Source organism: Bifidobacterium sp. A11 (assembly GCF_000499185.1).
In the GTDB taxonomy this organism is placed as follows: domain Bacteria; phylum Actinomycetota; class Actinomycetes; order Actinomycetales; family Bifidobacteriaceae; genus Bombiscardovia; species Bombiscardovia mizhiensis.
In genome coordinates, this window is sequence record NZ_AWUO01000014.1 from 20,130 (window position 1) to 41,169 (window position 21,040).

A 21,040-nucleotide genomic window follows, 5' to 3' on the forward strand; every position below is an offset into this window, starting at 1 on the left:
GGTCACTTGCTGGCTGGCGCGCTGCCGGCGATGGAGGCCACGGCGATCCGCTTGGGCTCGCGGATCATGAGCATGTCCTCCTCCTCGGCCCTCACGTAGGTGAGGTTGTGGCGCGCGTCGTCCTCGTTCTGGTTGAACGCGGTGATACCCAGCGGGGTCTTGTTCAACAGCTGGACCGAATGGAAGTCGCCCACCAGGGCCTTGCCCTTGGGCACGATGCTGGAGGTGATCCTGGGCACGCCGAACAGCGTGAAGGGACCGGTGGCAAATGGGGCGTTGGACAGGTACCGGTCGTTCTTGTCCTGCATGAGGTTCAGGGCCTCGTTGTCGGCGGGGTTCAGGACGACCGCCTGGATGCTGATGCCGGGCACCAGCTGCTGCAGCTGGGTGATGGCATGGGAGACGGTGTGCACGATGTCCGTGTCGAAGGGAATGCTCACCGTGCCGGGAGTGTTCAGAATGCCGGTCGGCTGCTCCGATCCGCCGGCACCGTTCAGGACCATGTTCTCCTTGTAGGAGGCCAGGTTCCGGGTGAGCACCGTGTTGATCAGGCTGGCGATGATGCCGTCGTCGGCCAGTTCCTGGTTGGTGACTTTCACGCCGTCCGCCAAAGTGAAGGCATGGGCCTCCGCCACTTCGGTGGACAGGGTGCTCAGCGGCTTCAGATCACCTTCCTTGACCTTGGTGGCGTTGTTGGTGACTGCCGTCAGCTGACGGTACTGCACGTAGGAAGTGGACGTGGTGCCCATGCTGATCAGGGAGAGGAAGGTGTTGGGCTGCGGATAGGTCAGGTCAGTGTACCCGGGCAGCATCTGCGGCACGATGGCTCCGGGCAGAGCCGTGGACAGGGGTGCCGAGTCGGACTTGACATGCAGCTGACGGGCGACGATGTTCACATGGCCGCCGGAAAGCGGCAGATTGTCCTTGAACTCCTGATATGACTTGCTGCGGACGAAGGCTTCGCCGTAGGACTTCGCTGCGGGACGTTCCTCCGGCTCGACTGGAGAGGAGGCCTTATGCTCCTCGGTAGGGCCGGCGAGAGCCTTGAAGGCGGCCTGCGCCTCGTCGGCCTTCTTGATCCTTTCCCTGAGGTCGTCGGCCTTCTTCTTCAGGTCGAGGATCTGCGTGTTCTCCTCGTCGGTGAATTCGCGCTTCTCCTCTTGGGCCTTCACCGCCAGGGTCTTGGCCTGGGCGAGGATATCCTTCAGCTGGTCTTCGAGACTCATAGTGTTCCTTCCATGAGATTCAGTTCGGTTTCCGCCGCCCACGCGGTCAGTTCGGGCACAGTGCAGGCTTTCGCGGTCTTTTCCGCGTCCTCCTGCGGCTTCCCGTCCGCCTGAGCGGACTGGGAGGCGAGTTCTTCTTGGACGGTCTGCCTTACCAGGTCGCGTAGCCCGTCGTCAGGCTGCGTCGGGTCGGGCTGATCGTCCTTGTTTTCCGGGTTGGAGTCTTCGATTTCTTCCTTGTCGGGCTGTTCGGCTTCGGGCTGTTCGGCTTCGTCCTGGCTTTTGGTGCTTATGAGCACGGTGGCGGGGTTCGCCCCTTTCAGACATGGGCCGAGCTCGATCAGGTCGACTTTGCCGACCTGGATGATCGGCCCTTCCGGGCTGTCGACGACTTTGAAGTCGGACTCCTCGCCGGCGTAGGAGAATTCAGTGACGCGGCGATCCTTGAGGAGTTTGAAGACCTGCACAGCGGTGGGGTTGCTCATGTCCAGCTGGGCGGTGACCTCCAGGCCCTGGTCTGTCTCCTTGGCTTCGAGCACCTCGCCGATATGTGACATGGGGTCGGACCACTGGTGGGACCAGACCACGGGGATCGGGTCCCCTTTGACCTGCCATTGCGCCAGGGTGTCGGTGAAAGCCCCCGGCATGACCACTTCGCCCAGGCTGTCCACGTTGCCGAAAACGCTCACCAAGGCCGTGAACTGGCCTTTGCCCAGGCTTCCCTCATCGCCGACGCTTTTCAGCGTGGCTGCGGTGGAGCGTTTCAGAGTGTGCGGCTTCATTGGCTGCCTCCCAAATTCTGTGACCCGGAGTCGGTCGGGTCCGCTTCCGGCCCTCCCCCGCGCTTGGTATTCAACAGGTCGATGATCTGGTCGTATTCAGGCCCCATTGCGGGAAGATTCTGCTCTTTTCTGGCTTCGTTGATGCTCATGTATGGGCCTCCGACCGCCTTCTGCAAAATTTCTGCCTGCTCCGTGAAGCTGCCTCGGAGGGCTGCATTGAGGTCGAATTCGACGTATTCACGCGGATTATCAGCCACCAGGGGCACGATCTGCGCATTGAAAGCCTGCTCCAGCTGAGTGAAGATGGGACCCAAAGTCTCTTTATAGAGGGAGTCGCGGAACGCCTGCGTGCTTGAATAGTTGGCTTCCCTGGCTCCCACCATTTCGGGGGGCACATGGTAGGCGGACGCCACTTCGATGTCCGCCAGGGTGCGCCCCTCCACCTCTTGTGCGTCCTTGGGGCTGAAAGCCTCGACCTTCTCCCAGTGGATGCCCTGCAGGACCGGCGACCGGCCCTCCTTGCCGCCGTTTTCCAGGTAGTCACCAATGTCGGCTTCCAGTCGGCGCTGGGACTCGTCGTCCAGCTTTTCCATTTCAGGGTCCATGGCGAAGATGCCGGGGATGCGTGCCCCGTTCTTCCAAATCGCCTGCCGCCATTTGACCGACTCTGCGTACTCGCGCAGGGTCTGGCTGAGCGTCTGCATCGGGGAGACGCCGTTGGCGCTGCCGTATCCCTTATCCCAGAGGACACCATCCAGGCCTACGGTGTTGCTCTTGTTGTCGGCGGTGGTCAGCTGGATGGCGTGGACATCCTCGAAGCCGGTCCAGGTGAAGCGCCACGTGTAGGCGGGCATCCGGTACAGCTGCCATCCGCTGCGTGATGTGGCGGACGGCAGGAGCTTGGCGGCGAAACGGTCGTAGACCAGCATGTCGCAGATCAGGTCGAACCAGAACCGGTAGGCCCCGTGGTAGGCGGTCGGGTATTTGACCAGATCGTATAAAGGCCCGTCGGTGACCAGAGGCCGGTCGTTGTCCCCGTCACGCCGGTATACCTTCATGGGGATCCTGGCGGCGTTGCGGGCGATGAATTCCACGGTTTTGCGCACGCTGGGCTGGGTGGCGAACACGCTCATGGCCTCCGTGTTGGCGGACAGGGGCATGCCCGGGTCCACCACGTACCATCGGCCGCGCACCGTGCCCGTCTGGAAGTCCTGGACGGACTTTTCAGCATGTTTGCGGTGTTTGAAGGGCCAGATCATGCCGTCCTCCTTATGCGTACAGCCCGTGCGAGGCGTAGGGGTTGGGTTTCAGGGTCTTCCTGCGGGTCATGGCCTCGGACAGAGCGTCGCAGATGGCGGCCACGCCGTCGATCTTGTCCCTCGAGTCCCTTTTGTTGGGCTGCACGTTGCCGTTCTCATCGGTCTTGACCGCCAAGTTATCCACATTCCAACGCAGCACCGGGTTGCCGCCATGCTCGAAGAGCGGATGGTCGGCGGTGCCGGTCAGCAGGAGCCTCTGCAGCTCCTTGAGCACCGGTGAGAGGGTCTTGAACCCCTGCCGCACAGGAGTGAGGCGTTCATCGGACAGGCCGGACTCCTCCAGGTCGTTGACCACCTGGGTGGCATTCCACGGGTCGTAGCCGATGGTCTGGATGCTGTAGGCCTCAAGGTCGGCGCGGATCTGCTGCTCGATGTACGAGTAGTCCGTCACATCGCCAGGCGTGGGCACCAAAAACCCGTCACGCACCCACACGCTGGCATTCCCGGAGGTCCTCCGGTCCAGATCATCGACCGCAGCCTCCGGGCACCAGAATCGCATCCGACACTTGTACCCTTCGCCTTCCGGGAAGAGCAGGCACCAGGCGGTCAGGTCGGACACGGAGCCCAGATCCCAGCCTCCGTAGCATTTGCGGCCTTGGAGCCGTTGCTCATCCAGGGTGCCGGCGTTCCTATCCCAGGCTTTCAAAGTCAAAAACCTGGTCTCCTGCTTGGTGCGGATGCCCAGGTGGAGTCGAAGGTAGTTGGCCAGTTCGGCGGGCGAGTTCTTAGCCCTCCTTGCCGCCTCCTGCAGGTAGTCGGCGGACGGGGAAACACCGTAGCCGGGGTTGGCTTTCATCTGCGTCTCGACTGCGAAAGGATCGTCGTCCTCGTCAGCGCCCCAGACGACCCCGTACCAGGACTGGTCCTTGATGGTGCCGGCTGCCAGCTGCTCCACATAGTGGCGGGTCTCGTCGTAGATGGTGCCGGACTTGCCCGCATCAGGGGTGGTGATCCTCACGCCCAGCGGCTGTGTGCGGGAGCCTCGACCGGTCTCCAGGGTGCGCACCAGGTCAGGGGTCTTGTACACGTGCAGCTCATCGCAGATGAAACAGTGAAGGTTCATTCCGTGCGCCGCGTCGGCGGCCGAGCTGATGACCTCCATGTAGCTGCCCGAAGCCATATGCACGATGCGCTTCTGATGCGCCTTCATCACGCCTTTCAGCGCCGGGGTTTTCTCGACCAGCTGTTTCACCGGCTGGAAGACGAAGCCCGCCTGGTGCTCGGTGGAGGCGGCGCACACCACCTGCGCACCCTCCTCCCCGTCAGCGCCCAACATGTACACGGCAATCCCGCCCGACAGGGTCGATTTTCCATTCTTGCGAGGCACGTCCACATACAAGTCATGGATGATCCGCACGATCTGACCGTCCGAATTCCGATGCACCCAGCCGAACACCGGGGCCAGGATCCAGGCGATCTGCCAGGATGCCGGGTCCAGGTGCCGGCCGGCCCACTTGCCCTGCGTGTGCCTCAGCACGTGGAAGGACATGAGCACCCGGTCGACCCGCTCAGGGTCGAAGTAGGCTCCTTCCACATCACGCGGCTCGGCGGTCTTGATCTTCGGAGTCTGCCACTCCTCGGGGAGGCTGATCCCACGGGAGAGCATGTACCAGGCGACCTCCGGAGACAGCTTCAGACGGCCCAACTCCTCCTGGGAGGGCATCTCGAAGTCGTCGACCATCCGGTAAGGGCTAGGCAGGCATGGCGAACGGGTTTTCCTCCTGGTCGCCATCATCATCACCCATCCCTGAAATATCGCCTTCCGCCGCAGGGTTCAGCCCAAAGTCACGGGCAAACGTATGGATGTCAGAACGAGCGGCCTTCAGCGCGCTCACCGCCGGATGAGGCTTGGGGACACCACTGTCGGTGACCACCGACAGGCCGCCGTTCGCCTGCAGCTCCTTGACCGCCTCACGCATCTGCCAGACCGCCGTACAGTAGGCTTCAAGGCTGGGACCATCCACCTTCTTGAGGATGCCAAGCCGGTCCAGAGCCTCCACGACCTGCTTCCACGTGCTCTTAGCCGCACTCGGCATGTAGGAGGGCATCTTCGGACGCTCACGTTCGAAGTCCGGAGCCTTCTTGACCTTCCGACCGCCCGAATCACGGCCATCCCCACGACCATTGATCAGCCTGAGCTTCGGCGGAGTTGGTGATGGGCCTCTGCGTCCCATAATCCCTCCAATCAAGCCAAAACCGGCCAAAAACGAAAACGAAAACCTGAGACGCGAAAATGCGAGTTTCGGCGGCGCGGAAACCATGGACAATGTCCATGGTATCGACCCCCTACCCCTGTCATGTCAACGATCCAGCTGGTCGAAGATCCTGGCCGCCAAGCCGGACCCTCGTCCCTTGTGCCCGCGTCTGCGTCTGGCGGCGAGGGTCTTGGCCGCGTGGCAGTCATGACAGAGAGACAGGAGATTGGCAAGGTCGTACAGGCTGCCCCCGTCGGCGATCTCCCAGACGTGGTCCACCTCTTTAGCTGGCTTGCCGCATCGTACACACTTGTGCCGGTCTCGGTCGAGTGCTGCCTGCCTGGCTTTGCGCCAGGCTGCGGGGTCGAGCTGCCTGGTGTGGGCTGAGGGTCTGCTCCATGCCGGCCTCTGGTGTTGTGCGCATCTGCCATCCTTGACTGCCTTGGCTGTGCAGCCCTGGTAGGTGCATCTGCCTTTGGGTCTGGTGGGCATCATAGCAGCTCGATGCCCAGATCCTGCAGGGCGTGCAAATATTCGTCCTCGTACATGCGCAGTGGCCAGGCTTTGAGCGCGTCCTCGCGTGTGACTTGCATGCCTTGGCCTTGCATGGTGTCGGCTATGCGGGTGAGCTGGTGGGCGATGGCGTGCAGGTCGTCCGCCCGTCTGCCTGCTTCCGGCGGTTCAACCATGTGGGTATTCGGATTGTTTTGCTTCATTTTCCAAGGCTTTCTCGGCGTGTCGTACTTGAATACTTTAACGAGTTTGTTATTATAGTAATTGTAATCAGAAAGGAGGAAACCAATGGAAAACATCTGGGCGGCAATCAGCTCCATCGCTTCGGCGGTGTCGGCGATAGCCGCGGTCATCGCCATCATCGAAAACAGGAAGCGATGACATGACAGAGGGGTTCCGGTTGCCCATAGAAACCGGAACCCCCGTCTTCCAGACTAAACCAAAGGAAACAAATCATGAACAGGTTCAATACATTCGGATGGATCGCTCTAGCGCTAGGCGTCTGCAGCCTCGCCCTCGCCTTCTGGCAGCCGATCCCGGCAGGGGTCTTCGGAATGACCGCTGGCTCGTTCGGGCTTGCGGCGGGACGCAGGCAATGACCCGCAGGTACCTCAGTATGACGCAGGTGGCCGAACGCCTGGGCGTGACCCTTGGCGCGCTCTCCCACTACAGGCTGCCTGCGCCTGACGTGTACGTGGGGCGTACCCGCGGCTGGAGTGAAAGCACCATCGACGAGTGGAACGCCGCCAGGCCAGGCCGTGGGGTCGGCGGCGGCAGACCACGCAAGAAAAAATAGGGTCTTGCCTGGCTCGCGTCCAAGGTTGGGTTTGTGGCGTGGCCAGGCAAGGATGATGCCCGCAGGGAGAAGTCAAGGGGAAGACCTGCGGGCAAGTGCTGACAATGGGGCAAGTGACGCGGCTTATGCTGGTGTCATGTGTCAGTATGATCCGGAGTGTCCGGTGCATCGTCATCGTCCTGGGACGACGTGTCCTGTGGTGTATCGCAAACAGCGTGCTGCTATCCGGGCCGGCAGCAGTGGAAAGCGATGTGGTTCAGTATTTTCGTGAACGCAATCATCGTGGCGTTCGTTATCGTCTCCATTACCCACCCTGAATGGATCGACGCCATTGGCGACTGGCTGGCGTGGCTGCGGCCATCACTGTTTGGTCCGACTGCCGGTCAGTGACTTTGACGCTTTGAAGCTCTGGATATCCGACATTGCTAGGCTTATCCACAACCGTAGCCTGGTTATCCACAACCGTCCGATGCTGCCGTCAACATCTCTTATACTTGGCTGTATGACGCATCATCCTCATGAGGCATACGAAGACGCCGAAGTCTTGATCATGGCCAAGACGTATCCGACGCATTCACGCGAGTATAACGAGCTGGTCTGCACTGCGGGGCTGCGAATCGATAAAATCCCTTATACCTTTATCAGGCTGTATCCGATACCGTTCAGACAGCTCGAACGGGAATCCCAGTACAGCAAATGGGAAATAATCAACGTCAGAATCCGCAAAAGGGATAATGATCATCGTCCGGAAAGCTATGAGGTGGAGCCCCGTAGCATACACCCAACTGGTAACATAATTCGACCGAATGATGGCTGGCGCGATAGATGCTCATATTTGAAAGATTTCTTCGCGCAGACTGACTCCTGCACGCTACTCCGTAACGCGAAAGTGAACAAGACCGGAGCCCAGTCGCTGGCTCTCGTGAAGCCGCGCAAGATTGAGAAAGTGACTCTTGAGATCAATCCCGATTACCGGAAAGCACACGAGAAAGGCGTCGATGAAGAGGAGGTGCTCACGCTGTTCGGACCCGAATTCCATCGCGTGTATCCGTCCCCGGTCTCTCTCAAATACAAGTACTACTGCCAGGACGCTAATTGCCGTTCGCATACTCAGTCAGTAATCGACTGGGAGGTTCAAGCAGCAGCATATAAACGATGGGTAGGAGAAGACCCTCGAGAGGCCCTGGAATTCATCCAAGACCGATTCATCGAACATTTCAAAGACAGAGATCTGTGGTTTTTCGTCGGGAATGTGCATAAGCGTCCTGCCGACTTCATGATCCTCTCGTTCTTCTATCCTAAACGAGGAGTGATTAACTTGGAACAGTCTACGCTATTCGCCTGAGCAGTTCTTTTATCACGGAACGGTGGCATTGACCTTCGTTCTTTTCGAAGCACAAGAGCATTATGCGTTCCTGTGACGAAAGATCGGCCAGGTATTGCAACGCTTCCCTGGATTCGGCGTTGTCCATGGCCTTCTCGTAAAGCTGCTTGGCATTCATTTGTTCGGACAGCGAAGATGAGGTAAAGCCGGCCCTGTTGGACTTCGGGTTTCCCAGGGCCTTGAGATGAATGTAATTGATCCCCTCCATACCGAGCCATTGGCTGAGGTGGGCCTTGGTGAACCCGGGCTTATGCGACCATGGAGTGAGCCGCACGTCCACTACGGTGGTGATTCCCCAGTCCGTGCAATCCTTTACCAGATCCGGGAATTCCTTGCCTTCATAACCCCATCCCATGATCCGGTTCTTATGCCGGCTCAAGGTCTGTGGTCTACTTTCCATCATCGACGCGCCAGTTCCATTCATCATCATCACCATTGTAGCGAAATGCAACATCAATAACAAAGGGCCGGACGCTTTTGCCCGACCCTTACAATAAAACCAACTGTAACAGTTATACGGCAACAGGCCGGTTTTGTCAAGCTCTACAGCTCATGCGCATGCTATGAGCTCACTCGTATCGAACACCCACTTTCCGGGCTCCTCTGTTTTGACCGCCGAGGGCAGTTTTCCGCGCTGCAGCCACATGGTCACCTGCTTGCGATTTACTTTCCTCCCGGTCTGCCATTGCGTCCAGTCGGCTGCGTCCTTGGGCGTGCAGGTGATGGTCCGGCCTTTGAGCTCCTCCATCCTGGCTTGCCTGATGGCTGCCACGCTCCACACGCTGCCGCATGCGGGGCAGGCGGCCATCTGGTCGTCGGGAAGTCCCGTGATGTCGGCTCCGCACTCCGGGTTGAGGCAGTGCCCGTGGATGATCCGATCCTGTGGCGGCGTTGTGCGCAGTTTGACCCGGTGGAGCGCGTTGGTCAGGCACTTGTAGTCTCTGCCGCTGTTTGGCGCGTCGGCAAGCCTGCCCATCCGGGCTGCCAGTTTGGCGAGCAGCTGTGGGGCTTTGCTACCCCAGAGGCCGATGTCGCCGGCCACATCCTGGATGGTATCCTCCACCTGGTCGTACAGGTCGGCGGCGCTGATGTCGATGGGCGTGGGGGCAAAGGCCGGGTGCGAGGCTCCCCCGCCATGATCTGAGTAGCGGATCTCTCGCCGCTCCATGCTCTTGAGATCCTGCATGCCGAGCCTGAGCCGGTGGATGGTCTTGGCGAGCTCCTGCCGGTGGGTCTTGCACAATGGCCCTCTGGGCAGGCCCTCGCAGATCGGGCATCGTGGTGTGGTCAAAACTCCAGTCCCTCCATGTCGATATTGATGCTAGCGGCTTGCTGATGTAACTCACGCGAGACCGTCTCCCGCATGGCTTGGATCACGGCCGGCGAGTATCCGTATTTGCGTTTCAGCTCCTCGTCGTTTGCGCCGCTGCGGATGTCCTGCAGGGCCTTGGCCTGCTGGCTGGCGCGAGTCATGACTCCTCACTGAATGTGGTTGCTTTCATGTCTGGGCCCACGTCTGCTGGCTGTCCGACGATGGTGACGTAGCTGCTGGCGATGCTGTTGACGATGATCATGGCTATGTCAAAGGCGAAAATCAGACAGACTGACATTGCCGCCCAGTTGTGCGTACTGATGCTCTTCCCGATTTCGATCCCGTTCAGCAGCTCGCCAAGCGCACATAGGATTATCAGCCAGTATTTGGGCCTGTATTTGACGATTCTCATGCTTGCTCCTTTAAATTTTTGAATCTTCCAGGTCGGGTCCTGGGACTCGCTCGTCCAGGTCGTCGTCGGTGTGCCAGTGTTTCGGGCAGTAGTCGCGTCCGTCGTTCCGGTGCAGCCATTTGCCGTCGTTGTCCGGGTCGGCGAACATGATCACGGCGCTGTCGTAGCTCTCCCAGGCGCTGTACTCGCCATCATGGGCGGTCTGGTCGCATCCGGGCCAGTCGCAGGCCAGCGTGTGTGCGGGAAAGGTCATGTCGCTCATGGCTGCTCCTCGGGATCAGGCCCGGGCACACGGTGCGGCCATTTTTTGCCGTGCCAGTCGTAGTGCCAGTGATCCGCGCAGTAGTCCCGCCCTGTGGCCGGGTCGTGCATGAACTCCTTATCGAAGAAATCGTCGTACTCCTCGTCCGGCAGGTAGGCCCACATGCTGACGGCCTCCTCGTAGGTCGAGTTGCCGTCGTACAGGTCGTCCTGCGCGGTCTCCTCGCAGCCGGGCCAGTCGCAGGCCAGGCGATGATAGGTCAGCACACGGTCGCTCATGCCGCTCCACCCAACGTATCTGTGAGGCTTATGGCCCCGATCTGCGCCTGTCCCCTGCCGACGAAGCGGTGCCGCTTCGGGCGAGGCTTGGCGGGCTTGGGCGCTTCAATGGCCTGCCGGTGCGCGGCCTCCACAGCCAATTCGTGCGCCTCCTGGACAGGCACACCCTGTCCCGCCTCCCTGATGAGCCTTCTCCGGTACGCGAGTGCCTGGTCCGGTCTGATGCCGGCCTGGTCCATGAGTCGGCCGATCTGCGCCTGGTCGGGGATGCGTGCGGCTCTCATCCGTTTGGTGAGGATGTTCACGTCGCCCGAGCGCATCCAGTCGGTTCCGGGGTGGGAGCCGTAATACTGCTCCACGGCTGCGAGCGCGTCCTGTGGGTTGACCCGGTCGTCCAGCTCATGCCAGAATTGTTGGGCGTCCGTGTCGTCGAAGGGGGCGTTGCCGTGGTGGCTCATGATCTTGGCGTACACCAGGGCTGCCTCCGAGTATTTGATCCGCTTGCTCATGCGGTCGGCTCCTTTCTTGTCTGCTGTTGGCGTTCCTGTTCCTGGTCCAGGGCCAGGGCGCGTGCCACGACCTGACGGTTGTGGTCCAGGTTCTGCTGGCTTCGGCTGGTTGTCTGGCCTGGTTGGCGCGCTCGCGGTTTGGGTTTGTTCTTCCATCCGCCGGCTCTCAGCCAGTTGCCTAGGGTGGGAACGTATTGGGGGTCGCGGTTTTCGTTGGCGAGGATCTGCGCGCCGTTGAGGAGGGCGGCGAAGCTGGTGTGCGGGCTTTTCCGGTGCAGGACGCGCTTGAGCTCCCTCAACCCGTCGTCGGGGTTGTCGTGGTTCGGGTAGATGCTCATGATCTGCTCGTACTCGCGGGTGGGCTGCGAGGATGGCTGCCGGTATTCGGGTTCGTCGTCGCTCCCGCCCCCCGCTGGGGGGCTGTAGGGGGATTTATCGTTAGATAAATCTTCTTGTGTTCTTGTGTTCTTGTGTTTTGTCCGACTCAGGTCGGATTCATCCGTCTGAATGCCGTCTGAATCTGGGGCTGTGCTGTCTGAATGGTGGCTGTGCTTGCGTTTCCGGTAGTCTTCGGCGTTCTTCTCGCGCTTCTTCTCCACCTGGTCGCGCCGGCAGTTGTGCTCCGTGTAGTCGTGGATCACATATCCTTTGTCCCCGTCGGGCTCCAGCAGGTCGACCGCGCACATCGCCTCGATCTCCTCGTCCGTGACCCCCAGCACGTAGCGCAGGTCCCGACCGGGGATACGCCCGTCGGTCAGATTGTCCGAGCAGTAGGCGATCGCGAATACGAACGCGCCCACAGCCGACGGGCAGCAGGCCCGCAGTTCACGGATCTTGCCGTTCAGATAGAAGTCGTTCTTCAGCTTCGCGTATCCGCGTCTACCGGCCATGGCCGCTTCCTCCCTTCCTGCCTCGATGGAAGCCGCAGGACCAGGCGTGCCCGTTGTGCAGGTTGCTGCCGGAGTAGACTCCCGTCCGCCCGCAGTCGCACCGGCAGTACCAGCTGGTCCTTCCGCTTCGCTTGCCTGCATACCCGAGCACGGTCAGCCTCCCGTACCGGCCTCCGCTCAGATCGATGATGGGCCTCCGGCAGTCAGGCACGCGGATCATGGGCCTGCTCTTCCTTCGCCGGCCAAGCAGATCATTACTGGATGCGCGCACCTTGCGCCCGGAGGCGACCCAGTGCAGGCGACGCTCATACTCGCCCCGACTGAATGTGGGCTCGCGCAGCGTCCGGGCGATCATCAGGGTCTGCTCATTAAGCCATGTCATGGTGTCCTCCCATCCAGGCGAGCAGGACAGCCGCCGCCAGAAGGGCCAAGGTCTGCAGATCATCCGTGTTCATGGCCAGCCTTTGGATAGATCCTGGTCTCGACCCCAGCCGCCACAGCACGCCGGACCATGTCCCAAGTGCCCAGACTCGGGCCGTCCGCGAGCGCGTTGGGGAAAGCCAGGCACAAGTGCGCCCCATGGTCGACCATGGTCTGATTGCTGACCTCCACAGCGTCCTGGGGGTGTTGTTTGGAGTCACCAGGGTAGGTTTCGAAAGGCACGTCGTATTCCTTGGCGAATCTTCGGGCCAACGCGTCTATCCCATCGGGGCAGCCGCCCTGGATGATGACCAGACCCCACGAGCGGCTCCAGAAATCACCGATGTCAATCAGCATGTCGGACATTCTGTCGTAGTCATCCTGGGAGTCCCGCTTGCGTCCGCCAGTGATGATGATGCGCCTGTCACGCATGGCTGTCCTCCTCCTCTTCGATGCGGTGTCCGGTGATGATCACCTGCCAAGTCCTGGGTCGTCCGGTCGGCTCCCCGACCATGAAAATGTGCTGTTTGACGTACTGGTATGAGTCGTCGGCCAGGATGCCGGCCTGGACCAGCCCGTCCTCCAGGTGCTTGACGGTCGGGTACAGGTTGGGGGCGTCGGCTTTGGCGGTGCGCCTGGGGTATCTGATCACGGTGAGCATGTCGATGGGCTCGCTGACCGTGTTGGGCATGCGTAGGTTCCGGCCCTTGATGTAGCCGAGCCTTCTCAGGTCTCTGGCCCTGGCTGCGTTCGCATGCACCACTCCCTGGCTGCCGTTGCTTTTCAGCAGGAGCCCCTTGGGCACGTCGATGGCCACGCGGAATAGTTCCGTGCCGAGCCGGCTCATGCGATCACCCGCTCGCCTGGATGCGGGTCAGAACTCGGGCTCGTCATCGTCGGCTCCTCCCCATGGATCCTGCGGCGGCAGGGTCGAACCCTGCGCCTGCCGGCCACCGTTGCTGTTGGTGCTGGTGGGGTTCTTGGTCACCTGGGCGGTGTTCCGGGACAAGGCGGGCCCGATCTCGTCAAGGTGCAGCTCCATCACGCTCCGGTTGTTGCCGTCCCTGTCCTGGTAGGAGCGTTGCACCAGCCGGCCGTGGGCGACCACCCGCATCCCCTTGGTCAGGCTGGCCTGGATGTTCGAAGCCATGGGACTATAGGTGGAGTCCCAGGCCGAGCAGCGCATGAACAGCGCCTCACCGTCCTCCCACTGGCTTGTGTTCCTGTCGTACTGTCTGGGCGTGGACGCGATGGTCAGGTTCGCCACCGTGCCCCCGTTGGACGTGGTGCGCAGCACCGGGTCGGCCGTCAGATTGCCCACCACCGTCAGATACGTGTCTCCAGCCATTTCTCACTTCCTCCATCTGAAAGGCTTGAAATTTATCGGATCATCCGCGTGCTGATAGCGCCTGGTCGTGCGATGCAGCTCCTCCGCCTCCTGGTTGCACATATATCCGTGCCACTGTGCGCGAGCGCAGGAGGAGGAATGGCACCGGTCACACACGCCCGACGTGAGGTGCGCGCAGGCGGCGCACGGACAGTCGCCTCTTGCTGGCAGGCTCATGAGCGTTCACCTCTCTCCAGGCACCAGCCAAAGCACGCCAGGGCAGCCAGATCAACGAGGCCCAACTGCGGGTATACGATGGCCCACATGGTGCTGAAAAAGCCCAACGTGCCGCAGACGGCGGCAGCCAGCTGCCATCTCATCATCGGCCCACCATCCGTGAAACACCCTTGAGCGGCATATGTTCCTCCACATCTTCGTCGGCAACAAACTCAGACATCCAGGAGCGATCGATCGGGGTTGGATGCCACCGGGTCAGATGCAACCACTTATCCTTGCCGTCCTCGAAACGGATCCACAGGTCGCCGTCCGCATCCTCATAGATGCCCAAAGCATCAGGTATCCGTGTCATCACTCGTCACTCCCCTCAACCTTGTAAGGCTCCGGCAATCCAGCCTCGTCGGGATGGTTAGAGCTCCCCAGGGCCATCCGCATGGGGACGATCATGCCGGCTACCCGCTCGTCTTCGCTCATCACCCACCAAGCGCGCGCCGACGCGCTGTCTCCTCCTATGGATGGGGCCAGCATGATACGGATGGAGCCTTCCGGCATGACCGCAAGGATCACGCCCTCCAACAGCTCCGCATTGAAGGACACCTGCGCGTAGCCTGTCCGCGCCCGAGTGAAAAGATGGGCGACATCCGGATAATCCAGGTCGTCAGGCTCCCTCCACCGTTCCGCGTCCATCAGGTCCCATGAGGAGAGAGCGCCGACAGCCCTTGACCATTGGGCCATGTTGGTCAGAATGTCAGGCTTGGTGTTCTCGCTGTCGTTGTATGCCGGCTGCAGATCGATCCAGCTGTCGTCCGGCACATCAAGACCGGACACATCCCAGCGGATGGCGATAAAACGGTTCGTGTAGTAGGCGTACTTGCCCTGCTTGGAAATCCTGCACAAGGCTGGACGGTCATAGCCCGTGGCCTTGGCCCATGCGGCCAGCTGACGAGCCTGTTTGCGGGACACCAGCAGAGGCGTGCGATCCAAAATGCTGCTCATCAGGCGGCCCTCCCGTCAGAAGCGGGAGTCTTCGACATCAAATGCTGGACCAGACCCTCAAACGGACCCGTGCCATCGTGCTCCTCAGCCTCCCCGTCCACGAAATGCACGGGAGTCAAAGGCATCAGGATAGACATATACTTATCGTTCCTGGCGGGCTTATCGAGAGCATCCGGATCCACGTGCCGCCAAGGCCCACCGTCTGCCGACTTCGCGGACCTGGCCCAAAGCCTTCCCAACGTATCCTTGTAAAAACCCGGCTTCGCGGGCACCTTTACCTTGCGTCGCAACGCGAAGGACACCAGGCTCAAGTCGACGAGCATGCGTCCGGGAGCATCCGTGACGACCTGCGGATGGTAATCGCCCGGCCAAGCCTTTTCCACGGTACAGAGCCGGCCATTGACCACCACAGCGTCGCCATGACGCACGTCCTTGACCTCGATCCGGTCCCAGTCACGCTCATCCCACACCAGGCCCAGGTGCTTGATGCCCTCGAGAAGATGCCATCGCTCATCCTCGCCACACACGAACACCTCGATGCATCCGCCCGAGTAGATAACGCCGTCAGGCCTTTTCAAAGTCAGATCGGGCGAGCCCATCCGCACATAGCCGGACGATTGGTCGTAAGCAAGACGACCATCCACCACCGTTCCGTCATCAAACACGACGCGCACATGCTTACTGGCAAACGCATCGTGTTCCAAGTCGCTATACCATTCACTCATTTGTCTTCCTTTTACGATTTATTGATTTGATTGCCTTCCGCCGTCTCTTCAGCGAGCGCCGGCGGTGATAATGATTGCTACTGATTGCGTGCTGTCGGCTGCCGACGATCAGCGCCCACAGGCTCACCCGCTCCAGACTGTCCGCCGCATCATCCAGCAGATCGTCCACCTCGTCAGCGTCATAACCCTGATGCAGCCAGCCGCGCGTAGTCAACAGCCTGGTTCGGATCTCATGGGGTGTGATCAGAGCCATCAGACCCACCCCCCAGCCCATAGAGGGCACGAGTCGCAGGATCAAGACGCTCCAAATCAAGCAAAGCAAGCTCAGTCGGGGTCACGATTCCTGCTCTCGCTCTTTGCGAACCGCGCGGAAAGGCCAGGACTCCACCTCAGCCTGCAGGTCAGTAGCCAGGAAACCGCCGTTCGCGCCCGGCTTGGGCTCCCGGTACAAGCGTCCGAAGCGCTTCTCGAAAGCGTCCTTGCTGTACGGGGTACGGGCCATGGCCTGCTCCTTGTTCAACAGCTCGAAAATCACCGGCGTACCCTGCGCTGCACTCCTGCTCATGCGGCCACCCCCATCTCTGCGAGCGCATAACGTGCGCACCGGTGCCCTGCACGGCTAACCCCGTTCCGGTCTGTCACAACCACCACACCCTTGCCGGCCAAAGCCTTGACAGTCTCCGCCTGCATGCGGGTCACATTCACTGTTTCCGCCGCCTCATAGGACGTGTCAGGGTCTCCTCTGCGCGTCGGAGCGGCTGGTACACTTGATGTTGACATTGGATGTTTACTCACTTTCTGTGTCGTTGCCGCAGCTGCAACTGCGGCTTTCTTCTTTTGTGGGAAAATGCTGTTATGCATTGGATGGAAAGCTTCACGGGGACCACGGCAGCATGGGTGGCCGCATTCATTTCCTTCATCAGCGTGGTAATCAACCTCTGGATACCAAGCAGGCATCGGCCGCAGGCATCGTTCACACTGATCGAGCACCCAATCCCCGGAGCGGCTATGTACCAGCTCCACAACGACGGAGGGACCGGGGTCTACCGCATCTACGTGGGGTCCCACAGGGCCTTTCATCTTCGCAACCTTGGGGATGGTGCCGGCTACAACCTGTCCATAACCTTCGTGGACTGCCGCGGGAGATCGGCCATCAGGACGGGATTGGACTCCTTGGACATCGCCACAAACGGCGTCTTCTCCACAAACGACAACCTGTGGGTATTTGTGGAAAATGACAGTCTTTGCGAATCCAGCGCCTTGGAAGTGCATTGGGTCACACCTCCGACCCGGCTGAACCATTGCCGCTACCAGCGCATTTCAATCCCTGCGACCCCTCACAAATGGGGCATCGCCGGCAGGATCTCCGAAACGGGTAGACAGTGGTTCCTGCATCGGAGCTGGCACCATCGTAACCGGACAAACCAGCTGCGCTACCAGTAGAGCTATCAAGCAAGTGGCACACGCACGCCGTAAGGTCACTCAAGGTTCTCCGGCAGTCGTCGAGCATCCAGCCGTCAAAATTCTCAGCACGCCGCAAACGTGAAACACTCACCGCATTGCACACCGTCGAGATGGCAAGACAAACAATCGCCGCATCCTGTAGCAGTTCGGACCAATCCATGTCACGCCGCCAACCCGTTGTAAGACAGATCTTGCCTATGCATGGAGGCGTCGAATTCCGCTGATTTAATCAAATCGTCAAAGGTGATACCAAGCCATTCAGCCACCTGATTCAGATCCTCGGTTGAAAATGGCCTCTGAAACCTGAACCGCTCGTATACATATTTCGGGTCCCTGCCCAATGCTTTTGCTACGTCCTTGCCGCTGTACCCGCAACGGGCCGCTTCCGCCCTCACTGCCCGGATGACCCGGGTGGAGGATTGTTTAAGTCTCATTTCTGGCACACCTTGATAGTGCCATATTTGGGACTATCTGTCAACTCAAAACGGGACATATTGTAAAAAGTGCCAAATTTGGTTACTATGAGGACTATGAAAAAGCTAGACACGTTCACTGACCAAGTAATCAAAACGATTGAGTCCACCAGGCAGGAGGTGGGCATGACGACCCAGGAGCTCATCCGACGCTCCGGCATCAGACGATCCACGTTCTTCCGAAAGATGCGCGGGGATACCAGCTTCACCACCGAAGACATCGATGCACTGGCCAAGGCTATGGGCGTCGATCCATTCCTTATCCTCAGCAACGCGGCCGAAAGAGCCGATGCTGCGAAAAGGACTGACATGGACCTCTCCCAGCTTCCCGAGGATGAGAAGGTGGCCTACGTACTGGACAAGATCAAGGCCGGCGACCAGACGCTGGCAGCCATGAACGACCCGAACAAGGAGAAGGAGGCAGAAGGCGGCGATGGCAGATAAGGGCCCAAGGCTCCTGGACGGCCTGACCTCGACAATGACCTACGGGCAGATGCGCCACTACGCCAACACCCTGAACGTCACCATCAGCAGCGCACTCCTGCCGGCAGGCATGCCAGGCTTCTACGATGAAACCACCAGGACCATCCTCATCGACAGACAGCTCATCTACTGCCAGAAACGCTGCACCCTCGTCCACGAGCTCATCCACTGGAAGCACGCCGACGCCACCAGGGCCGGCGTATACGGCGCACGCCTGGAACGCAGGACACGACGAGAAACCGCACTGAAGCTCATCAACCCACTCGAATACCAGACGGCCGAAGCCATGTACGAAGGCGACCCCTACCAGATCGCCTGCGAACTCGACGTCACCCTCCAAATCATCCAGGACTACCAGCACATACTCGATTCAAGCCAGACGCACTGCAAAGTTCAGAACTAATCCTAACAAGCATGATCACCGTACAGAACAGCAGGTAGTCTGCTGATAGTCATAGAAGACTGAAGGAAGGACCGAAGTTGAAGAGAAAAGGCATGGTGGCAGCCTCTACCGCATTGCTGCTCGCACTCGCTGGATGCGGAAGCCAGGGGTCGGATGCCTCGGAGCATAAGCCTGATGATGGAGGAGCGAAGACTGCGCAGACAGCGCCGTCGAAAGGGGGGCCCACAATCAACTCCAGAGGCAACATCGTCAAGCACGTCAACGAGAAGGCCGGGGCCTTCTCCGCTGACGGCAAGACCGAGGTGGCTAACTGGACTGTTACAGGCATCAACAAGGACTTCAAGTGCACGAAGCCCGACCCGCAGGCATCGATACAGGGTCATTTTGTCGCTCTGGATGCCACAGTGAACACAACTTCAGCCCTCAAGGGCAACTTTGGGTTTGGGAACGGGAGCACTTGGCAGTACATAAAAAAGGACGGAAGCGTGTGGAACGAGGACCCGGAGTCGATCCCCAGCGCCAACTGCGTCCCCGACGCGGACCATCTGCCTGCCAACATGGGGCCAGGTCTTAAAGCCACAGGAAAGGTCATCTTCGACCTTCCGGACACCGATGGCTATCTGGTGTTCCCCTATACGGGCGAAGACGGTCTGCGCACGACATGGGAGTATCCGCTCCAATGAAGTTCGGTATGCGCAAGCCCAGCCCCCGACGCTCCCTCAAGGCGCGAACCACAGGCAAGTGGAAGCGGCAGGCGAAGAAGGCCCTCATACCCGGATACGGAAAGAAGGGCATGGGGTGGATACGGAACCCCAAGAAAGCCGCCTACAACAAGGTCTACCGGAAGACAACGTTCAGCATCTGGGACCTGTTCAAGTAAGACAAAATATGAGCCCCGCTTCGGCGGGGTTTTTCTATGCTCGCGTTACATTTGTTTAGCAGCTGTGTCCTGCGAAACATCCTCTTCTTGACTGGTTTTGGCTCCGGGAATCTGAAACATCCTCCCAGCCTGGGTCATGTACTCAGCCTCCTCGTCTGCATATTGATTCTTCTTAGGGAAAATGCTTCTGGTAATGACCAATACGATGCCGATAACTTCCACAACGCAGGAGCTGAGCCAGGCCAACATGACTGTATCAGTGTGCGCGTTATTCCACATAAAGCAAGCCAGGAATATGTCGCTGGCAATAAGCTGCACGCCCACCATCAAGAGCAAGGCGTTCCCCAGCTTGTTCCTCAGTTTGTTCTCATCTTTGACGCGCTCGTTGAGCGCCTCCCTGCGGTCACCTTCCAAGCGCTCAAATCTTTTCTGGATTGGCTCCACAGCAAGGTTCGTGCCCTCATCATCCGAACCAGAGATATTGCCGTTATACTTCTCTAAAGGGAGAGAACCGTCAGAAGGCGACCCACTTTCTGACGGGAACGGAGTGCTGTCTTCATCAGACACAGACCCTTTTGCCGAGTAGTCCTGATAGATGCGGATTGCCTCGTCATCCTCGCCACAGTGTGAATTATCTCCGCTGCCCTCGGAACCCACGGTGCGCTACCTCAGGAGTCCTAAAGTTGAAAGCCGGTTCGTCATGGCTTCGCCTGACACATCAAAGAGCGCCGACATAGCGGGAACGCTCATGCCCTGGGCCCAGTAATTCCGGACAATCGACGCTGGCATCAGCAGGGCCGCCGCGAACTTATTCGCCCAGATCTCATCTGGGTCAGTGCCCGAAGAGGCGAGTTCGTCTCGCTTTTCGACCTTCCCGGCTTTCTCGCTATCGGGCAAGTCCTGGTATGAATGAATATAATGGCCGAGTTCATGAGCGTAGGTGAACCTTTTGCGGTGTGGATGATTCTCAATATTTGAGACAGCCTTGAATGGCTCATTGGCTTTATCCTTCACCAGCAGACCCGACGTATCAGACTTAAGGGGCATGGTCTGCACTTTTATTCCAAATTTTTCCAGCACTTGCTTGGCATCGATAGGAAGAGACACACAACCATTCCTGTCGGCGATGGTTTTCTTGAGAGCTTCGGTTGCTGCTGCGGCAGGCGTCTGCAGGTTCCTTACTTTGATTTTCTCTCCCATCGCACGCCTCCCATCTCTGTTTGCTCAAGCTACGGGACTTACCAGCCTCTTGCTCCATTAATTCGCTGCGTTTACGTGATTCTATCATGGAGTTGCGAGATTTTGATTGCAAGCGAAAAGTGCACATTGATGCGACAGCGCATTCAAACCCACGCGAAGCGCGTGCTTTCGACAAACTGAACTGCTGCATTCGCCACGAATCATATCCAGAATGCGTGCCTGCTCGCATCAAAACTTAGATGGCCAACAACATGTCTTTGCTTGCATCCCTTTCAGACCGACTGCACGATAATCTGACGGTCAAGATTCGTCGCAGTGACCTAACAGGCCGGCATTAGCTCGCGGACACCATTGATGACTATGATCCACCTGCACAGCCCGGCAAACCCCATAGGGGCATGGATAGATCTACTCTCTAGGTTTCAGCCGTGCCTCTGGATGCTCCGGGAGTGTCGGAATAATCCGATGCAATTTAGTATACATTTAGTATACATTTTGGGGCTTGCCACCTCTGGTTTAGATAAAGGAAAAGCCCCGCAGCCTTTGCGGCTGTA

General features: G+C 59.4%; 34 protein-coding genes and 1 pseudogene. 8 read left to right on the top strand and 27 right to left on the bottom strand.

Annotated features, from left to right (window positions below; genetic code table 11):
* Positions 1-2: 2 nt before the first annotated feature.
* The 7 genes from P273_RS0108445 to P273_RS0108475 form a co-directional block, all read right to left on the bottom strand.
* Complete coding sequence (locus P273_RS0108445; RefSeq protein WP_024628017.1) at positions 3-1,226, bottom strand: phage major capsid protein; 1,224 nt, start codon at positions 1,224-1,226, stop codon at positions 3-5.
* The gene (locus tag P273_RS09655; RefSeq protein WP_024628018.1) at positions 1,223-2,008 is read right to left on the bottom strand and encodes an HK97 family phage prohead protease; all 786 of its coding nucleotides are present in this window, start codon (positions 2,006-2,008) and stop codon (positions 1,223-1,225) included. Before P273_RS09655 ends, P273_RS0108445 begins: the two co-directional genes overlap by 4 nt.
* Entirely contained in the window at positions 2,005-3,267 is a 1,263-nt protein-coding gene (locus P273_RS0108455) for a phage portal protein (RefSeq protein WP_024628019.1), read from the bottom strand. Before P273_RS0108455 ends, P273_RS09655 begins: the two co-directional genes overlap by 4 nt.
* A 10-nt stretch (positions 3,268-3,277) precedes the next feature.
* The gene (locus P273_RS0108460) at positions 3,278-5,065 is read right to left on the bottom strand and encodes a terminase large subunit (protein WP_216476363.1); all 1,788 of its coding nucleotides are present in this window, start codon (positions 5,063-5,065) and stop codon (positions 3,278-3,280) included.
* Positions 5,019-5,501, bottom strand: a complete 483-nt coding sequence (locus tag P273_RS0108465) for a phage terminase small subunit P27 family (RefSeq protein WP_024628021.1) — start codon at positions 5,499-5,501, stop codon at positions 5,019-5,021. The genes P273_RS0108460 and P273_RS0108465 overlap by 47 nt, the downstream gene beginning before the upstream one ends.
* 126 nt (positions 5,502-5,627) lie before the next feature.
* Positions 5,628-6,017 (bottom strand): HNH endonuclease, encoded by a 390-nt coding sequence (locus P273_RS0108470; RefSeq protein WP_051354181.1) that lies wholly within the window; start codon positions 6,015-6,017, stop codon positions 5,628-5,630.
* The gene (locus P273_RS0108475) at positions 6,014-6,388 is read right to left on the bottom strand and encodes a hypothetical protein (RefSeq protein ID WP_172637266.1); all 375 of its coding nucleotides are present in this window, start codon (positions 6,386-6,388) and stop codon (positions 6,014-6,016) included. The genes P273_RS0108470 and P273_RS0108475 overlap by 4 nt, the downstream gene beginning before the upstream one ends.
* Before the next feature lie 242 nt (positions 6,389-6,630).
* Between P273_RS0108475 and P273_RS0108480 the strand changes: the two genes are divergently transcribed.
* The 3 genes from P273_RS0108480 to P273_RS0108490 all read left to right on the top strand — a co-directional run bounded on the left by P273_RS0108480 (position 6,631) and on the right by P273_RS0108490 (position 8,176).
* Positions 6,631-6,831, top strand: coding sequence for an AlpA family transcriptional regulator (locus P273_RS0108480; RefSeq protein WP_024628024.1), 201 nt, complete (start codon positions 6,631-6,633; stop codon positions 6,829-6,831).
* Positions 6,832-7,080: 249 nt separating this feature from the next.
* On the top strand, positions 7,081-7,221 hold the full coding sequence (locus P273_RS10090; RefSeq protein WP_172637267.1) for a hypothetical protein: 141 nt from the start codon (positions 7,081-7,083) through the stop codon (positions 7,219-7,221).
* Between the two features lie 160 nt (positions 7,222-7,381).
* On the top strand, positions 7,382-8,176 hold the full coding sequence (locus tag P273_RS0108490) for a hypothetical protein (RefSeq protein WP_024628025.1): 795 nt from the start codon (positions 7,382-7,384) through the stop codon (positions 8,174-8,176).
* On the opposite strand, the gene P273_RS0108495 is transcribed toward P273_RS0108490, so the two are convergent.
* The 17 genes and pseudogenes from P273_RS0108495 to P273_RS0108585 form a co-directional block, all read right to left on the bottom strand.
* On the bottom strand, positions 8,160-8,651 hold the full coding sequence (locus P273_RS0108495; protein WP_172637268.1) for a DUF488 family protein: 492 nt from the start codon (positions 8,649-8,651) through the stop codon (positions 8,160-8,162). The two genes, P273_RS0108490 and P273_RS0108495, sit on opposite strands and share 17 nt — an antisense overlap.
* A 114-nt stretch (positions 8,652-8,765) precedes the next feature.
* A complete protein-coding gene (locus P273_RS0108500) occupies positions 8,766-9,506 on the bottom strand; it encodes a hypothetical protein (protein WP_155804750.1) in 741 nt (246 codons plus the stop codon).
* A complete protein-coding gene (locus tag P273_RS0108505) occupies positions 9,503-9,688 on the bottom strand; it encodes a hypothetical protein (protein ID WP_024628027.1) in 186 nt (61 codons plus the stop codon). The genes P273_RS0108500 and P273_RS0108505 overlap by 4 nt, the downstream gene beginning before the upstream one ends.
* Positions 9,685-9,939, bottom strand: coding sequence for a hypothetical protein (locus P273_RS0108510; protein ID WP_024628028.1), 255 nt, complete (start codon positions 9,937-9,939; stop codon positions 9,685-9,687). Before P273_RS0108510 ends, P273_RS0108505 begins: the two co-directional genes overlap by 4 nt.
* 10 nt (positions 9,940-9,949) lie before the next feature.
* On the bottom strand, positions 9,950-10,201 hold the full coding sequence (locus P273_RS0108515) for a hypothetical protein (protein WP_024628029.1): 252 nt from the start codon (positions 10,199-10,201) through the stop codon (positions 9,950-9,952).
* Positions 10,198-10,479 (bottom strand): hypothetical protein, encoded by a 282-nt coding sequence (locus P273_RS0108520; protein ID WP_024628030.1) that lies wholly within the window; start codon positions 10,477-10,479, stop codon positions 10,198-10,200. Before P273_RS0108520 ends, P273_RS0108515 begins: the two co-directional genes overlap by 4 nt.
* The gene (locus P273_RS0108525; protein ID WP_024628031.1) at positions 10,476-10,988 is read right to left on the bottom strand and encodes a hypothetical protein; all 513 of its coding nucleotides are present in this window, start codon (positions 10,986-10,988) and stop codon (positions 10,476-10,478) included. Before P273_RS0108525 ends, P273_RS0108520 begins: the two co-directional genes overlap by 4 nt.
* The gene (locus P273_RS0108530; protein ID WP_024628032.1) at positions 10,985-11,878 is read right to left on the bottom strand and encodes a hypothetical protein; all 894 of its coding nucleotides are present in this window, start codon (positions 11,876-11,878) and stop codon (positions 10,985-10,987) included. Before P273_RS0108530 ends, P273_RS0108525 begins: the two co-directional genes overlap by 4 nt.
* Positions 11,868-12,260, bottom strand: coding sequence for a hypothetical protein (locus tag P273_RS09660; protein WP_155804751.1), 393 nt, complete (start codon positions 12,258-12,260; stop codon positions 11,868-11,870). The genes P273_RS0108530 and P273_RS09660 overlap by 11 nt, the downstream gene beginning before the upstream one ends.
* A gap of 59 nt (positions 12,261-12,319) precedes the next feature.
* Positions 12,320-12,730, bottom strand: a complete 411-nt coding sequence (locus P273_RS09665; protein WP_024628034.1) for an SLOG family protein — start codon at positions 12,728-12,730, stop codon at positions 12,320-12,322.
* A complete protein-coding gene (locus P273_RS09395) occupies positions 12,723-13,145 on the bottom strand; it encodes a hypothetical protein (RefSeq protein ID WP_155804752.1) in 423 nt (140 codons plus the stop codon). The genes P273_RS09665 and P273_RS09395 overlap by 8 nt, the downstream gene beginning before the upstream one ends.
* A gap of 102 nt (positions 13,146-13,247) precedes the next feature.
* Positions 13,248-13,646: pseudogene (ssb, locus tag P273_RS0108555) on the bottom strand (single-stranded DNA-binding protein); the annotation flags it as partial.
* Positions 13,647-14,004: 358 nt separating this feature from the next.
* Positions 14,005-14,214, bottom strand: a complete 210-nt coding sequence (locus tag P273_RS0108565) for a hypothetical protein (protein WP_024628037.1) — start codon at positions 14,212-14,214, stop codon at positions 14,005-14,007.
* On the bottom strand, positions 14,214-14,858 hold the full coding sequence (locus P273_RS0108570) for a hypothetical protein (RefSeq protein ID WP_024628038.1): 645 nt from the start codon (positions 14,856-14,858) through the stop codon (positions 14,214-14,216). Before P273_RS0108570 ends, P273_RS0108565 begins: the two co-directional genes overlap by 1 nt.
* On the bottom strand, positions 14,858-15,583 hold the full coding sequence (locus P273_RS0108575; RefSeq protein ID WP_024628039.1) for a hypothetical protein: 726 nt from the start codon (positions 15,581-15,583) through the stop codon (positions 14,858-14,860). Before P273_RS0108575 ends, P273_RS0108570 begins: the two co-directional genes overlap by 1 nt.
* On the bottom strand, positions 15,576-15,836 hold the full coding sequence (locus tag P273_RS0108580) for a DivIVA domain-containing protein (protein ID WP_216476364.1): 261 nt from the start codon (positions 15,834-15,836) through the stop codon (positions 15,576-15,578). Before P273_RS0108580 ends, P273_RS0108575 begins: the two co-directional genes overlap by 8 nt.
* 81 nt (positions 15,837-15,917) lie before the next feature.
* Positions 15,918-16,148 carry a hypothetical protein gene (locus P273_RS0108585; protein WP_024628041.1) on the bottom strand — a complete coding sequence of 77 codons (231 nt, stop codon included), beginning with the start codon at positions 16,146-16,148 and terminating at the stop codon, positions 15,918-15,920.
* 290 nt (positions 16,149-16,438) lie between these two features.
* On the opposite strand from P273_RS0108585, the gene P273_RS0108590 reads away from it, so the two are divergent.
* Complete coding sequence (locus P273_RS0108590) at positions 16,439-17,026, top strand: hypothetical protein (RefSeq protein WP_024628042.1); 588 nt, start codon at positions 16,439-16,441, stop codon at positions 17,024-17,026.
* 182 nt (positions 17,027-17,208) lie between these two features.
* On the opposite strand, the gene P273_RS0108595 is transcribed toward P273_RS0108590, so the two are convergent.
* On the bottom strand, positions 17,209-17,481 hold the full coding sequence (locus P273_RS0108595; protein ID WP_024628043.1) for a helix-turn-helix transcriptional regulator: 273 nt from the start codon (positions 17,479-17,481) through the stop codon (positions 17,209-17,211).
* Between the two features lie 96 nt (positions 17,482-17,577).
* Between P273_RS0108595 and P273_RS09400 the strand changes: the two genes are divergently transcribed.
* The 4 genes from P273_RS09400 (at position 17,578) to P273_RS0108615 (ending at position 19,286) form a co-directional block, all read left to right on the top strand.
* Entirely contained in the window at positions 17,578-17,964 is a 387-nt protein-coding gene (locus P273_RS09400) for a helix-turn-helix domain-containing protein (protein ID WP_253269599.1), read from the top strand.
* Complete coding sequence (locus P273_RS0108605) at positions 17,954-18,406, top strand: hypothetical protein (protein WP_253269600.1); 453 nt, start codon at positions 17,954-17,956, stop codon at positions 18,404-18,406. Before P273_RS09400 ends, P273_RS0108605 begins: the two co-directional genes overlap by 11 nt.
* Before the next feature lie 92 nt (positions 18,407-18,498).
* Positions 18,499-19,089, top strand: a complete 591-nt coding sequence (locus P273_RS0108610) for a hypothetical protein (RefSeq protein WP_024628046.1) — start codon at positions 18,499-18,501, stop codon at positions 19,087-19,089.
* Positions 19,086-19,286 carry a hypothetical protein gene (locus tag P273_RS0108615; RefSeq protein WP_024628047.1) on the top strand — a complete coding sequence of 67 codons (201 nt, stop codon included), beginning with the start codon at positions 19,086-19,088 and terminating at the stop codon, positions 19,284-19,286. The genes P273_RS0108610 and P273_RS0108615 overlap by 4 nt, the downstream gene beginning before the upstream one ends.
* A 45-nt stretch (positions 19,287-19,331) precedes the next feature.
* Here P273_RS0108615 and P273_RS0108620 read toward each other — a convergent pair whose 3' ends face one another.
* Together P273_RS0108620 and P273_RS0108625 are read right to left on the bottom strand one after the other, a co-directional pair.
* Positions 19,332-19,943, bottom strand: coding sequence for a hypothetical protein (locus P273_RS0108620; protein WP_024628048.1), 612 nt, complete (start codon positions 19,941-19,943; stop codon positions 19,332-19,334).
* Positions 19,944-19,949: 6 nt separating this feature from the next.
* Positions 19,950-20,486 carry an ImmA/IrrE family metallo-endopeptidase gene (locus P273_RS0108625; protein ID WP_024628049.1) on the bottom strand — a complete coding sequence of 179 codons (537 nt, stop codon included), beginning with the start codon at positions 20,484-20,486 and terminating at the stop codon, positions 19,950-19,952.
* Positions 20,487-21,040: the final 554 nt, after the last annotated feature.

Bases quoted from the DNA above. Each gene is read 5' to 3' on its own strand.
- P273_RS0108480 (WP_024628024.1), top strand. From the start codon at position 6,631: ATGACCCGCAGGTACCTCAGTATGACGCAGGTGGCCGAACGCCTGGGC.
- P273_RS0108605 (WP_253269600.1), top strand. From the start codon at position 17,954: ATGGCAGATAAGGGCCCAAGGCTCCTGGACGGCCTGACCTCGACAATG.
- P273_RS0108455 (WP_024628019.1), bottom strand. From the start codon at position 3,267: ATGATCTGGCCCTTCAAACACCGCAAACATGCTGAAAAGTCCGTCCAG.
- P273_RS0108520 (WP_024628030.1), bottom strand. From the start codon at position 10,479: ATGAGCGACCGTGTGCTGACCTATCATCGCCTGGCCTGCGACTGGCCC.
- P273_RS0108580 (WP_216476364.1), bottom strand. From the start codon at position 15,836: ATGGCTCTGATCACACCCCATGAGATCCGAACCAGGCTGTTGACTACG.
- P273_RS0108585 (WP_024628041.1), bottom strand. From the start codon at position 16,148: ATGAGCAGGAGTGCAGCGCAGGGTACGCCGGTGATTTTCGAGCTGTTG.
- P273_RS0108475 (WP_172637266.1), bottom strand. From the start codon at position 6,388: ATGACCGCGGCTATCGCCGACACCGCCGAAGCGATGGAGCTGATTGCC.
- P273_RS0108465 (WP_024628021.1), bottom strand. From the start codon at position 5,501: ATGGGACGCAGAGGCCCATCACCAACTCCGCCGAAGCTCAGGCTGATC.
- P273_RS0108615 (WP_024628047.1), top strand. From the start codon at position 19,086: ATGAAGTTCGGTATGCGCAAGCCCAGCCCCCGACGCTCCCTCAAGGCG.
- P273_RS0108470 (WP_051354181.1), bottom strand. From the start codon at position 6,017: ATGATGCCCACCAGACCCAAAGGCAGATGCACCTACCAGGGCTGCACA.
- P273_RS0108625 (WP_024628049.1), bottom strand. From the start codon at position 20,486: ATGGGAGAGAAAATCAAAGTAAGGAACCTGCAGACGCCTGCCGCAGCA.
- P273_RS09660 (WP_155804751.1), bottom strand. From the start codon at position 12,260: ATGACATGGCTTAATGAGCAGACCCTGATGATCGCCCGGACGCTGCGC.
- P273_RS0108530 (WP_024628032.1), bottom strand. From the start codon at position 11,878: ATGGCCGGTAGACGCGGATACGCGAAGCTGAAGAACGACTTCTATCTG.
- P273_RS09400 (WP_253269599.1), top strand. From the start codon at position 17,578: ATGAAAAAGCTAGACACGTTCACTGACCAAGTAATCAAAACGATTGAG.
- P273_RS0108570 (WP_024628038.1), bottom strand. From the start codon at position 14,858: ATGAGCAGCATTTTGGATCGCACGCCTCTGCTGGTGTCCCGCAAACAG.
- P273_RS0108610 (WP_024628046.1), top strand. From the start codon at position 18,499: ATGGTGGCAGCCTCTACCGCATTGCTGCTCGCACTCGCTGGATGCGGA.
- P273_RS0108495 (WP_172637268.1), bottom strand. From the start codon at position 8,651: ATGGTGATGATGATGAATGGAACTGGCGCGTCGATGATGGAAAGTAGA.
- P273_RS0108490 (WP_024628025.1), top strand. From the start codon at position 7,382: ATGGCCAAGACGTATCCGACGCATTCACGCGAGTATAACGAGCTGGTC.
- P273_RS0108595 (WP_024628043.1), bottom strand. From the start codon at position 17,481: ATGAGACTTAAACAATCCTCCACCCGGGTCATCCGGGCAGTGAGGGCG.
- P273_RS0108515 (WP_024628029.1), bottom strand. From the start codon at position 10,201: ATGAGCGACATGACCTTTCCCGCACACACGCTGGCCTGCGACTGGCCC.
- P273_RS0108510 (WP_024628028.1), bottom strand. From the start codon at position 9,939: ATGAGAATCGTCAAATACAGGCCCAAATACTGGCTGATAATCCTATGT.
- P273_RS09665 (WP_024628034.1), bottom strand. From the start codon at position 12,730: ATGCGTGACAGGCGCATCATCATCACTGGCGGACGCAAGCGGGACTCC.
- P273_RS0108445 (WP_024628017.1), bottom strand. From the start codon at position 1,226: ATGAGTCTCGAAGACCAGCTGAAGGATATCCTCGCCCAGGCCAAGACC.
- P273_RS0108565 (WP_024628037.1), bottom strand. From the start codon at position 14,214: ATGACACGGATACCTGATGCTTTGGGCATCTATGAGGATGCGGACGGC.
- P273_RS0108590 (WP_024628042.1), top strand. From the start codon at position 16,439: ATGCATTGGATGGAAAGCTTCACGGGGACCACGGCAGCATGGGTGGCC.
- P273_RS0108505 (WP_024628027.1), bottom strand. From the start codon at position 9,688: ATGACTCGCGCCAGCCAGCAGGCCAAGGCCCTGCAGGACATCCGCAGC.
- P273_RS09655 (WP_024628018.1), bottom strand. From the start codon at position 2,008: ATGAAGCCGCACACTCTGAAACGCTCCACCGCAGCCACGCTGAAAAGC.
- P273_RS0108460 (WP_216476363.1), bottom strand. From the start codon at position 5,065: ATGATGATGGCGACCAGGAGGAAAACCCGTTCGCCATGCCTGCCTAGC.
- P273_RS09395 (WP_155804752.1), bottom strand. From the start codon at position 13,145: ATGAGCCGGCTCGGCACGGAACTATTCCGCGTGGCCATCGACGTGCCC.
- P273_RS0108575 (WP_024628039.1), bottom strand. From the start codon at position 15,583: ATGAGTGAATGGTATAGCGACTTGGAACACGATGCGTTTGCCAGTAAG.
- P273_RS10090 (WP_172637267.1), top strand. From the start codon at position 7,081: ATGTGGTTCAGTATTTTCGTGAACGCAATCATCGTGGCGTTCGTTATC.
- P273_RS0108525 (WP_024628031.1), bottom strand. From the start codon at position 10,988: ATGAGCAAGCGGATCAAATACTCGGAGGCAGCCCTGGTGTACGCCAAG.